Origin of the sequence: Subtercola lobariae, assembly GCF_014640255.1 — a bacterium.
Lineage (GTDB): Bacteria > Actinomycetota > Actinomycetes > Actinomycetales > Microbacteriaceae > Subtercola > Subtercola lobariae.
On record NZ_BMGP01000003.1, the window covers coordinates 1 to 11,161 of the forward strand.

At 65.8% G+C, this 11,161-nt stretch carries 10 protein-coding genes; all 10 read right to left on the reverse strand.

The genetic code is table 11. The annotated features are described in order from the left end of the window. Positions 1-47: 47 nt before the first annotated feature. The gene (locus IEX24_RS08040) at positions 48-731 is read right to left on the reverse strand and encodes a DUF222 domain-containing protein (protein WP_188676611.1); all 684 of its coding nucleotides are present in this window, start codon (positions 729-731) and stop codon (positions 48-50) included. 102 nt (positions 732-833) lie between these two features. Continuing rightward, positions 834-1,148 carry an EthD family reductase gene (locus tag IEX24_RS08045; protein ID WP_188676614.1) on the reverse strand — a complete coding sequence of 105 codons (315 nt, stop codon included), beginning with the start codon at positions 1,146-1,148 and terminating at the stop codon, positions 834-836. A 74-nt stretch (positions 1,149-1,222) separates the two neighbouring features. After that, on the reverse strand, positions 1,223-2,845 hold the full coding sequence (locus IEX24_RS08050) for an RsmB/NOP family class I SAM-dependent RNA methyltransferase (protein ID WP_188676616.1): 1,623 nt from the start codon (positions 2,843-2,845) through the stop codon (positions 1,223-1,225). Continuing rightward, the gene (gene fmt / locus IEX24_RS08055) at positions 2,842-3,768 is read right to left on the reverse strand and encodes a methionyl-tRNA formyltransferase (protein ID WP_188676619.1); all 927 of its coding nucleotides are present in this window, start codon (positions 3,766-3,768) and stop codon (positions 2,842-2,844) included. Before fmt ends, IEX24_RS08050 begins: the two co-directional genes overlap by 4 nt. Beyond that, on the reverse strand, positions 3,765-6,122 hold the full coding sequence (locus tag IEX24_RS19540; protein ID WP_229715182.1) for a primosomal protein N' family DNA-binding protein: 2,358 nt from the start codon (positions 6,120-6,122) through the stop codon (positions 3,765-3,767). The genes fmt and IEX24_RS19540 overlap by 4 nt, the downstream gene beginning before the upstream one ends. A 2-nt stretch (positions 6,123-6,124) precedes the next feature. Beyond that, positions 6,125-7,321 carry a methionine adenosyltransferase gene (metK, locus tag IEX24_RS08065; protein WP_188676622.1) on the reverse strand — a complete coding sequence of 399 codons (1,197 nt, stop codon included), beginning with the start codon at positions 7,319-7,321 and terminating at the stop codon, positions 6,125-6,127. Continuing rightward, positions 7,314-8,672 carry a bifunctional phosphopantothenoylcysteine decarboxylase/phosphopantothenate synthase gene (locus IEX24_RS08070; RefSeq protein WP_188676625.1) on the reverse strand — a complete coding sequence of 453 codons (1,359 nt, stop codon included), beginning with the start codon at positions 8,670-8,672 and terminating at the stop codon, positions 7,314-7,316. Before IEX24_RS08070 ends, metK begins: the two co-directional genes overlap by 8 nt. A gap of 129 nt (positions 8,673-8,801) precedes the next feature. Beyond that, positions 8,802-9,068: a DNA-directed RNA polymerase subunit omega gene (rpoZ, locus tag IEX24_RS08075; RefSeq protein ID WP_188676628.1), complete on the reverse strand. Its 267-nt coding sequence runs from the start codon at positions 9,066-9,068 to the stop codon at positions 8,802-8,804. Positions 9,069-9,210: 142 nt separating this feature from the next. Further along, positions 9,211-10,143, reverse strand: coding sequence for a guanylate kinase (gene gmk, locus IEX24_RS08080; RefSeq protein ID WP_229715183.1), 933 nt, complete (start codon positions 10,141-10,143; stop codon positions 9,211-9,213). Then, positions 10,140-11,084 (reverse strand): orotidine-5'-phosphate decarboxylase, encoded by a 945-nt coding sequence (gene pyrF, locus IEX24_RS08085; RefSeq protein WP_188678085.1) that lies wholly within the window; start codon positions 11,082-11,084, stop codon positions 10,140-10,142. Before pyrF ends, gmk begins: the two co-directional genes overlap by 4 nt. Positions 11,085-11,161: the final 77 nt, after the last annotated feature.

The window sequence follows — 11,161 nt, forward strand, 5'->3', positions numbered from 1 at the left end:
CACGTCCGGCCACACGAAGCGATCGCCTGGAACCGGCCCGCCGACGTTCACGCCGGCCTCGCCGACCCCACCATCCCCAACTTCGAAAAAGAAGAAACCCTGCCAACTACTTGACGCGGGACACGGTAGGCCATGCCGTCAGCGGCGGGGTCAAGGCTGAGGTGCCGGTGGGTGGTCGCGGTCAGGTGCCGTTCGATCGCCGTTTGCGGTTGAGCTTCTTCCGCGGTGGCACGGGCATGCCGGGTCAGGCGTTGCACACACACCCGCCCCGCGATCGGCAGCAGCCGGGTTTCGTAGTCGGCCACGCATTCGGGCGGCAGGGCAGCGGAGTGCTGGATGATCTTCTCCGCATGCCGAAACGAAATCTGGCCTGACTCCAGGGCGGTGCGGGTGGCGGTGAACGTGCCGGCGAGGCCTTCTGCGGTGTCGATCAGGCGTCGGGCGTCGGTCTCATTCAGCCGTAACGCGACAGCGAGTTCGGTGACGAGGATGCGTTGGGTGACGACGTCAGGTGTCCAGGTGGGCCCGCCGGTGGATTGGTCTGTGAATCCCACGGCCAGGCACGCCTGCCGGGCGTCTTCGACCCGGGCTGCGTGCTCGGCTTGCGCCACCGCGACAGTGCGCGCGGAATCGATGACCGCACCGACCGCGGCCTTGTATCGTTCGCGCAGCAGGCGCCTGGTAGCGAAGTCGCTTCCATCGCCATCAGGGGTGAGTATTGCTCGATTCATGCTTCGATTCAACCACCACCCAACGACACTCGGTCGTCGTGGGCGGAATCGACAGAAAGTCTCGCCCGAGTTCCAAATGTGAAGAGGAAGATCGTATGACGGTTACTGGAGAATCATCACTTCGTCGACGACCGCGGCGCCGAGCTTGCTCATGTCCATGAACTTCGGGCAGTCGGCCAGCACCACGTTCCATTCGGGCGATTTGACCGCCTCTTCATAAGATGCGGCGGACTCGAACCAGATCTCAGCCACGCCATCCCAAGCAGGTGCGAGTTGCTGCGAAGCAATGTTCTGTGTGAAACGAGTCACTCCCGCCACCTGCGTGATCAAGGGCGCGTGGACTTCGCGCCAATGGCGAAGTGCGGCTCCTTGATCGAGGTCTGATCTGAATGAGACGGTGAAAATGCATTTGACCACGTAAAACTCCTTTGTTTTGAAAGAGCGTATCGAAGCAGTGAGCATTAATCATTAAATGCGAGCGACGGTGCGGGTCACCCCTCCTTGCGGAAGAGGGCGATGAACATCGCGTCAGTACCGTGCGCGTGCGGCCAGAGCTGCGCCTGCGTCACGTCAGCGCCGAGCGTCACAGGCGCGGAGACGAACGACTGCAGCGTGGCCTGGGTACCGAGGGGTGTGAGTACTCCGGAGTGGCGCTTCAGAGCATCCGCCACCTGCCCGCGAGTCTCAGCCACGTGCGGCGAGCACGTGACGTAAGCGAGTATTCCGCCGGGCTTCAGCGCGAGCACGGCTGCATCGATGAGCCGAGACTGCAGCACGACGAGCGACGAAACGTCGGCCGGCGATTTGCGCCAGCGCGCCTCGGGTCGCCTGCGCAGGGCGCCAAGGCCCGTGCAGGGAGCGTCGACGAGAATGCGGTCGAATTCGTCGGGGTGCGAGGCGCCTACGAGCGTTCCGTCGAGCTGCCAGACCACCGGCGGCGAGGGCAGCGCAGCCACCGCCTGCCGCACGAGCTCGGCGCGGGCCGCCACGGGTTCGTTCGCGATCAGCGTTGCACCGCCTGCCGTAGCACATGAGGCGAGCACGGCCGATTTGCCACCGGGCCCCGCACAGAGGTCGAGCCACTTCTCCCCCGCGACAACGGGCGCCGCATTGACCAGCGCGAGTGCTGCCAATTGCGAACCCTCGTCTTGCACCCGAACGGTACCCTGCCGAACCTGCGAAATCTCGCGTGGGTCTCCCGCGTCGGTGATGAACCCGTACGGCGAATACGCCGCCGGATGCCCGTCGACCCGAATCTCGTCGCGCGAAGCCAGCCCGGGCAGCGCGATCAGCCCGAGGCGCGCAGCCTCATTGTCGGCCTCGAGCAACTCGACCAGGTCGACCGCAGCTTCGTCGGCCGACGCCCCATCACCGAGCAGCGCCCGCCGAAACGCACGGATGATCCACGCCGGATGCGAGTACAGCACCTCGAGCCGCTCGTCGTCGTTATGCGCCGATTCGAGCACCCGATCTTGCCATTCTTCTGGAGTCGAACGCGTGATGGTGCGCAGCACTCCGTTCACGAAGCCAGTGGATGATCGGCTTGCCACCACTCGTGCCAACTCCACGGCCTCATTCACGGCCGCATGGCTGGCCACCCGAAGCGACAGCAGCTGGTGCGCCGCGAGCTCGAGCACATCGACGATGACGCCGTCGATCTCGGCGATCGGCCGCTTGGCCGCGAGTTCGATCACACGGTCGTAGTACCCCCGCAGCCGCAGGGTGCCGTAGGTGAGTTCGGTTGCAAGACCCGCATCGGCCGAGTTGAGTTTGGCGCGCTGAATTTTGGTCGGCAGCAGAAGGTTGGCATACGCGTCGTCTTCGCGCACCGCACGAATCACTTCGAAGGCGATCCGCCGCGCGGGCTGAACGATGGTGGGGCCTTGGCGTTGCGGAACCGGCCCGCGACCCTGGTTGGCTCCCTTGCGCCCGTGCTTGGGTCGCTCGGCGTTCGTGTCTCGCGGCGCTCGGCCCACTGAGCTGCCAGAGCCGCCATTCGAGCCACTTGCGCCCGCTCTGTTGGCAGAGCTGCCAGAACCGGAATTCGAGCCACTTGCGCCCGCTCTGGCGCTGCTGGCCTTGCGATCAGGATGCTTCGATGCAGAATCGGTCATTCGGCGATCACCTCGTTCTGGTCGGCGCGACCTTCTCGGCCACGCCACCAATCGGCGGCAGACATGGAGTTTTTTCCGGCGGGCTGCACCCGAACAAGACGCAGGGGCAGATCGCCTGTGCCGACGAGAACGGATCCAGCCTGCGACTGGATGCGCCCGGGCGCGAGCGCCACAGCATCGTGAGCGGGCTCCGCTTCGAGCACTTTGAATCGCTCGCCGTCGATGACGGTGAAGGCGCCGGGCTCTGGCGTTACGCCGCGGAGGCGCTGGTAGACCTCGGCGCGCGGCCGCGCCCAGTCGAGCCGAGCGTCTTCGAGTGTGAGCTTCGGCGCAAGAACGGCATCGCCGACCTGCGGAACGGCAACGGCCGTGCCGGCGGCCAGGTCATCGACGACACGAGAGGTAAGCGCAGCGCCTTCGACGGCGAGCGACTCGAGCAGGTTGCCGGCCGTCTGGTGAGCGCCGACCGTGGCGCTGGTCTGGGCGAAGACGGCACCGGCATCCATTGCCTCGACGAGTTGAAAGACGGAGGCGCCTGTGACGAAATCGCCCTCGATGACGGCGCGCTGCACAGGCGCGGCGCCGCGCCAGCGCGGGAGCAGGGAGAAGTGCAGGTTGATCCAGCCGAGGCGAGGCAGGCTGAGCAAGGGTTCGCGAACGAAGCCGCCGTAGGCCACGATCACCCCGAGGTCGGGAGTGAGTGCTGCGACCTGAGCGGTGACGGCGTCGTCGAGCCTGTTCGCCTTGATGACGGTGAGCCCGAGCGAGGTCGCGACTTCGGCCATGGGTGACGGGGTGAGCACACGTTTGCGGCCCTGCGGGGCATCCGTTCGGGTGATGACGGCGACGATCTCATGCGACGCCGCGAGAGCGCGGAGGGTCGGCTCGGCAACGGCGGGGGTGCCGGCGAAGACAATTCTCAATCGAGCGTCTCTCTGTCGTCGAAGCGAACCCGAAGGGTCGGCGGCGTGCGGTAATTTGTCGGTCTGCCGGGGGTTTTGCGCCTGCTGGTGGCGTTCTTGATGACGGCGGCGCGCAAGGTCGAGGCGACGGATGCCCCGACTGAGTAGTCGAAGCGAACGATGGATCTGACAAAATCGTTCTCGTCGGGCACGGGGCCCAGCACGTCTATCTTCGCGCTATCTTCGCCGTGAACCGAATCGTGAAGCTCTTTCACAGCACTTGCTACGGCTTCAGGGGTGCCGCGCACCGTTGCAACGCGAATGGCAGGCGGAAACCGCAGTCGGCGTCTGTCTGCGAGCTCTTCGCTGGCGAATCGCGGTTGCTGCCAGGTGACGAGGGTGCGGGCGAGTTCACCGCCGACCCCCACAATGATGGTGGGCGCGCGGGGGGCAGCGAGGGCGACGGCGTTCGACCACCACCGCAGGCAGTCTTCGGCGACCGTCAGTGACTCGCGGGCGAGCATCCGCTCGCCGTCGAGCAACAGAACGGCGTGATAGCCGCCTGCCGCAACGGGTTCTGCGCCGCGGGTGGCGATGACGAGGGCGGGGGCGCTGCCCACGTCGCCAAGCGAGCGCGAGCCGTCGGAGACGATGATTCTGGTGGCCGGAAAGGCGCGCCCGAGTTCTTCGGCGGTGCGTTCGCTGCCCTGACCGATGTGAGTGAAGGTGGTGCCTTCGCAGTGCCGACACTGCCACTGGGCCGCGATTGCCCCGCACCAGGCGCACGACGGTGGAGAGTTTTTCGATTGTGCACGCAGCGGCCCGTCGCAGACCAAGCAGTGTGCGGGGTTGCGGCAGCTTGCGCAGGCCAGCACGGGCGAGTAGCCCGGCCGGGCGACCTGCACGAGAACGGGGCCGGTTTCGAGGGCGGTGCGGGCGGCGTTCCAAGCAGACGAGGGGATGCGCGCGGTCTGTGCAAAACGGTCGTTCGACGACTGCGCCGACGTGGGTACGACCTTCGGCAGAAACCTTGGCTGCTGAGCGATGTCGTCGAGAAAGCCGAGCTCAACAAGGCGTTGCACCTCGCTGCTGCGTGAATGTGACACGAATGCGAGAGCGCAGGCCGATTGCTCTTGACGAATGAGTGCGACGTCGCGCGAGGCGACGTAAGGGCTGAGCGGCTCGTTGTGCAGGGGGTCGGCTTCGTCCCACAGCGCGATCAGGCCGAGCTCGTGCGCAGGGGCGTAGACGGCTGAGCGGGTTCCGACGATGATGCGCGGCCGCGGCTCGAGGCACGCCAAGAAGTTGGCATACCGTTCGGGATTCGTTTGGCGGGCGTCGAGACGCACCACCGTGCTGTCGAAGATGGGGTGGGCTGCGTGTTCAAGGGTGCTCTCGCCGGCCAGCACTGCGGCCAGCGCGGTTTCGAGTTGCTCTTGGTCGCGGTAGTCGGGCACGACGAGAATGGATGATCGGCCGAGGCTCAGCGTGTGAACGGCCATCGCGGCCATCGTGGCCGCCCAGGCGCCCACCCACGCGGCGCTCTGTGGTGCGGCGCCGGCTCGCGCAGCGCTGGTTGCGGTCATTCGCGCTGGCACTGCGGTGAAATCGGCCGAGCGTGGCGGCGTGGTGCTGGAATCAGCCGTGCGCAGTGGCGGGGTGCGGGCGGCCGCCGTTTCCGCTGAGCTGTATCGGCCGGCTTGCTTCACGGTCGCGATAGCGGTGACGGCGATTCGGCGGCGCTGTTCGAGCGCGCGTTCGATCACGCCGCGCCCGTAGCCTACGATCGTGCCGGCCAGAGATTCCGGGGTGGCCGCAGAAGACGAGCCGGCGGAACTCGGCGTGGCAGCCTGCGCGGCGGAGACGAATGGCGCGGCCGCCGATGAGACGGCCACGCCGCGTCGAGTCGGGGTCGCGCCGGTCGATGAGTCGGCCGCGTCTGGCGCCGACCTCGGAGGTTCCGTGTGCGTTTCTGCGAGTTTCTGTTGGCGGGCCAGCCAGGCCTTTTCTACGCGCACCTGCCGCGGGGGCACGGCGAGGCGTACGACATCGCTCGCGTTGCCGGCCGCGCGGGTGGCGACGCGACGAGCGAGCGCCCAGACATCGGGCGTCAGTACGGCCGCGGCCGAGACGATCTCTTCGATGTCGCTGAGTGTTCCCACGAAGTCGGCGCGGTCGGTGACCTCGACGATGTAGCCGCGGGAGACCCGGCCGGCGGTGCGCAGAGGTACTTTGACCCGTACGCCCGGCCGGGCATCCGGAACCAGCGCGTCAGGAATGCGATAGTCGAAGAGCCTGTCGAGCTGCGGAAGAGGCGACTCGAGCATTACCCGCGCGATGCGCGTCACATCGGCGACGGGGGTGTCGCCGCTCACGGTCACAACCGCGCAGCGCCTTGCAGGGCGTCGACCCGGTCAAGGCGCTCCCAGGTGAAGTCGGGCAGTTCACGGCCGAAGTGCCCATACGTCGATGTTTTCGCGTAGATGGGGCGCAACAAGTCGAGGTCGGCGATGATGGCCGCGGGCCGCAGGTCGAAGACCTCTTGAATCGCCGCGATGATCTGCTCGTCGGGCAGGTGACCGGTGCCGAACGTTTCGACGTAGAGGCCCACTGGAGCCGACTTGCCGATGGCGTAGGCGATCTGCACCTCGAGCTTGTCGGCGAACCCAGCGGCGACCGCGTTCTTGGCGACCCAACGCATAGCGTAGGCGGCCGAACGGTCGACCTTCGACGGGTCTTTTCCGCTGAACGCTCCCCCACCGTGCCGGCTCGCGCCGCCGTAAGTGTCGACGATGATCTTGCGGCCGGTGACCCCGGCGTCGCCCTGCGGGCCGCCGATCTCGAAGCGACCCGTGGGGTTGATGAGCAGACGTGTCGAAGCAGAATCGAGGTGCGAGTCGTCGAGCACGGGCCGGATGATCAGCTCTTCGACATCGTGCTGCAACTGTTCAGTCGATACCCGCGGCGTGTGCTGGGTTGAGAGAACGACCGTCTCGACCGTACGCGGCACGAGGCCGTCGTAGCCGATGGTCACCTGGGTCTTGCCGTCGGGGCGGAGGTAGTCGAGCTGGCCCGTCTTACGCACCTCGGCGAGACGCTCGGCGAGCCGATGCGCCAGCCAGATGGGCAGAGGCATGAGCTGAGGAGTCTCTGTGGTGGCGTAACCGAACATGATGCCCTGGTCACCGGCGCCTTGACGGTCGAGCGGGTCGGAGTCGGGAACACCTTGACGTGTCTCCCACGCGTTGTTGACGCCCTGCGCGATGTCGGGCGACTGGGCGCCGATGGAGACGGAGACGCCGCAGCTCATACCGTCGAAGCCGATGTCTGACGAGGTGTACCCGATCGACGTGACCTTTTCGCGCACGATGGTGGGAATGTCGACGTAGCCTTTGGTCGTCACTTCACCGGCGACATGAACGAGACCAGTGGTGACCAGCGTTTCGACGGCCACGCGGCTTGCGGGGTCGACCTCGAGAAGTGCGTCGAGAATGCTGTCTGAGATCTGGTCGCAGATCTTGTCGGGGTGGCCTTCGGTGACCGACTCTGACGTGAAAAGGCGAAGGTTAGTCATTGTGCTCCGGTGAGATGACGGTGGAAAGAATGCTGTTCGCCACCGACAGCTTCGTGTCGGCGACCTCGATCACTATATGCCCGGCATTGTCGATAATTGCGACGTCGTTGGTGTCGCTGGTGAAACCTTCTCGCCAGCCCACTTTGTTGAGAACAAGATAGTCGCAGCCCTTTCGGGCGATCTTGGCGCGGCCCAGTTCGAGCAGTTCTTCGCGGCTCGACGCCGTTTCGGCCGCAAAACCCACGACCGTCTGATGAGCTGCTTTGTTCGCCGAGAGCTCGGCCAGAATATCGGCGTTCTTCACCAGCTCCAGGCTGAGGGTGTCGCCCACCTGGTCTTTCTTGATCTTGCCTTCGGCCACGGTTTTCGGTCGATAGTCGGCGACTGCGGCTGACATGATCACCACATCGGCTTCGGGTGCCAACGCCAGCATCTCGACCCGTAGTTCTTCGGCGGTCTCGACGCTGTGTAGCTCCGCCCCCCGAGGCGGCTCGACTTCGAGGTGCGCGCCTACGAAAATCACGCGTGCACCGCGGCTGACCGCGGCGTCAGCGAGTGCAACGCCCTGCTTACCGCTGGATCGGTTGCCGATGAACCGCACCGGGTCGAGGGGCTCGCGAGTGCCGCCGGCCGAGATGAGGATGCTCACGCCCTCCAAGTCGCGCGAAACACCCGCCGGTGCATCGCCGTGTGAGGCACTCGCAGGCGCATTTCCGTGCTCCGCGTATTCGGTGACTGCTTCGACAAGCTCGGTCGTCGCTGCGGAGATGGCCGCGGCTGACGATGGCTCGCCCGCGGTGCGTGGTGAACCCGCGGAACCCGTGGCGTCGCCGAGCAGCCCGAGGCCCGCCGCAACGATGTCGTCGGGTTCTGACATGCGGCCCGGGCCCGAGTCGGTGCCGGTCAGCTGACCGCGGGCGGGCCCGATGAAGTGAAAGCCGCGTGCGCGCAGCACTGCCGTGTTGGCGACGGTCGCCGCGTTCTGCCACATCTCGGTGTGCATGGCGGGCGCGAGCAGAATGGGCGCTTTCGACGCGAGCACAGTGTTGCCCAGCAGATCGTCGGCGATTCCCGCTGCGAGCTTGGCGAGCGTGTTGGCCGTGGTCGGTGCGATGACGATTAGATCTGCGGCCTGGCCGATGGCCACGTGCCGCACCTCGGCGACACCCTCGTAGAGGTCGGTGTGCACGGTATTGCGTGAAATGGCCTCGAGGGTGGGTTTGCCGACGAATCGAAGCGCGTGTTCGGTGGCGATGACCTGAACGGAGTGCCCGGCCAGCACGAAACCGCGAACCACGCCGACAGCCTTATAGGCGGCGATGCCTCCGGTGATACCGACGACGATGTTCATGACGTGCATCCTGCGAACGATTCGCCGCCGTATTCACTTCGATTCATACATCTACTTTGGCACGCTCGCGGGCATGAAAAAGACCCGCCGCACGAACGAGCGACGGGTCTGGTTCTGAACAGGAAGAACTCAGTCTTCGATGGGCGCGTTGGCCTTCACGGTGAGCTTGTCTTCGTTGATCTCGTGCAGAGCGATCGAGAGCGGCTTGTCGTCGATGCCCGAGTCGACCAGCGGGCCGACGTTGTCGAACAGGCTGCCTTCGTGCAGGTCAGCGTAGTAGTCGTTGATCTGGCGGGCGCGCTTCGAGGCGAAGATGACGAGCGCGTACTTCGAGTCGACCTTCGAGAGCAGTTCGTCGATGGGCGGGTCGATGATGCCGAGTGGCTTCGATGGCATGTGTGTGCTCCTTGATTGGTGATGGAATTACTGACGTTTGTTACGCGGCCGGGTGGGTAATGCACGCAAGTGATGAACACGCAGAGCATCAGTCGCTAGTGCACGAGTGCAGCAGAGCTGGCCCGCAGAAGGCCTCGCAGGCCTACGAAATATTCATCAAGTCTACGACCTCTCGGGCCGCATCTTCGACTTTGCTGTTCACGACGCGAAAATCGAACTCATCGGAAGCAGCCAGTTCGACCTTCGCAGTGGCCAGCCGGCGCGCTTGTTCCTCGCTCGATTCGGTGCCTCGGCCGATCAGCCGGCGCACCAGCTCCTCCCAGGTGGGCGGCAGCAAAAACACTAAAACAGCTTCGGGCATGGATGCTCGAACCTGCCTAGCGCCCTGAATATCGATCTCGAGCAGCACACTCTTGCCCTCGTTCAGTGCTTGTTTCACGGGCCCGCGTGGTGTGCCGTAGCGCGACTGATTGTGTACTGTCGCCCACTCGAGAAACTCGCCCGCTTCGACCATGTGATCGAACTCCGCGTCGGTGACGAAGTAGTAGCTCACGCCGTCGATCTCGCCGGGGCGCGGAGCGCGCGTCGTGGCCGAAACCGAGAGCCGCACGTCGGGGTAGTTCTCGCGAATGTAGGTCGATACTGTTCCTTTGCCCACAGCTGTGGGCCCGGCGAGCACGACGAGCCTGGTTGAGGCCGGGGCACGAGGCACAACGGTGTCGTTACCCTCGGCCGCGTCGCCGAACGGTGCGCGAACGGCGAGATATTCAAGCAGTTTCGCCTGCTGGTGCAGGCCAAGGCCGCCGACCCGCTTCGATGGCGAAATACCGAGTTTTTCAAGTGCACGATCGCCGCGCACCGGCCCGAGACCAGGAATACACAGCAGCAGTTCGCGCACGCGCAGGCCGCCTTCGGCCGAGGTGGGCTCGCTGAGGCCCGCGCGCACGACATCGCTTGCGCTTCGTTCCCCCGAGACCACCGCGTTCTTCACTGATGCCCGCGCCCGGCGAGCGGCAACCGCGGCTTTCGACGCCGCAACCCGGTCGACCTCGGGAGGGTTCACCCTGCCGCTCACCTGGTGGCCCCCGTGACCCCGGCTGCCGGCCGTGAAAGCGCTTCAGCCAGCTCGTCGGCCTGCTGCCGGATGCTCTGCTCAAGACCGCTCGGCCCTGCTTGCAATACCGAACGAGACACCGCCACCACGGTCGAGGCGGTCAGCGCACCGAAAACAGACTGCACCTGATCGAACCGCGCCCCCTGAAAACCGAACCCTGGGGCGAGCACGGGAACGGCCGGCGTCGCCGCGAGCAGATCGCGGTCGATTCCGTAGTCGAGGAGGTTTTTCGTAGCACCAAGCACGAGACCGATGTTACCGAGCCGATCGCCGGCAGTACCGTGTTGGCCGTTGAATGTGGAAACTTCTGAGGCCACCAGCCCTGCTGTGGAAAACTCGGCAGCACCCGCCACGGAGTCCGCAGCGCCCGCCGAGGAGGCCGAATCGGCCGAACGCGTCGCGACCTGCGCCGTCTGCAACGCGAACGACTCGGGGTTCGACGTCGCGCTCAGCACGAATGCGCCCTTACCCGCCGCTTCGGCCAGCTCGAAGACCGCCGTCAGCGATCCGACCCCGGCATAGGCGGTCAGAGTTACCGCGTCGGCCTCGAGGGGCGAACCGGCCGCGAGCCAGGCTCGTCCATACGCCTCGGCACTCGTTCCGATGTCACCGCGCTTCGCATCTGCGATCACCAGAAGCCCTGCGGCACGACCAGCCGCCAGAACTTCTTCGAGTGCCGCGAAACCGGCGGCGCCATAGAGCTCATAGAAGGCGACCTGCGGCTTGATGATGCCGATGAGGCCGGCGGCGGCATCCACTACCCGAAGGCCGAACTCGCGCACGCCCGAAGCCGAGCGGGGCAGGCCCCATGCGTCGAGCAGGTAGTCGTGCGGGTCGATGCCCACGCAGAGCTGCCCGACGGTGCCGAAGGTCTCGGCCAGCCGCGCGCCGAAACCGCGCACAGCGGGTAGCTCGCCGTGGCCGCCGAGCGCCGTGGCCGACCCGCCGGCGCCAAGACGGCGATCGGCCGATGGCGGCT

Coding starts and splice junctions, on each gene's coding strand:
- IEX24_RS08040 (WP_188676611.1), bottom strand. CDS start 731: ATGAATCGAGCAATACTCACCCCTGATGGCGATGGAAGCGACTTCGCT.
- IEX24_RS08050 (WP_188676616.1), bottom strand. CDS start 2,845: ATGACCGATTCTGCATCGAAGCATCCTGATCGCAAGGCCAGCAGCGCC.
- metK (WP_188676622.1), bottom strand. CDS start 7,321: ATGACTAACCTTCGCCTTTTCACGTCAGAGTCGGTCACCGAAGGCCAC.
- IEX24_RS08070 (WP_188676625.1), bottom strand. CDS start 8,672: ATGAACATCGTCGTCGGTATCACCGGAGGCATCGCCGCCTATAAGGCT.
- rpoZ (WP_188676628.1), bottom strand. CDS start 9,068: ATGCCATCGAAGCCACTCGGCATCATCGACCCGCCCATCGACGAACTG.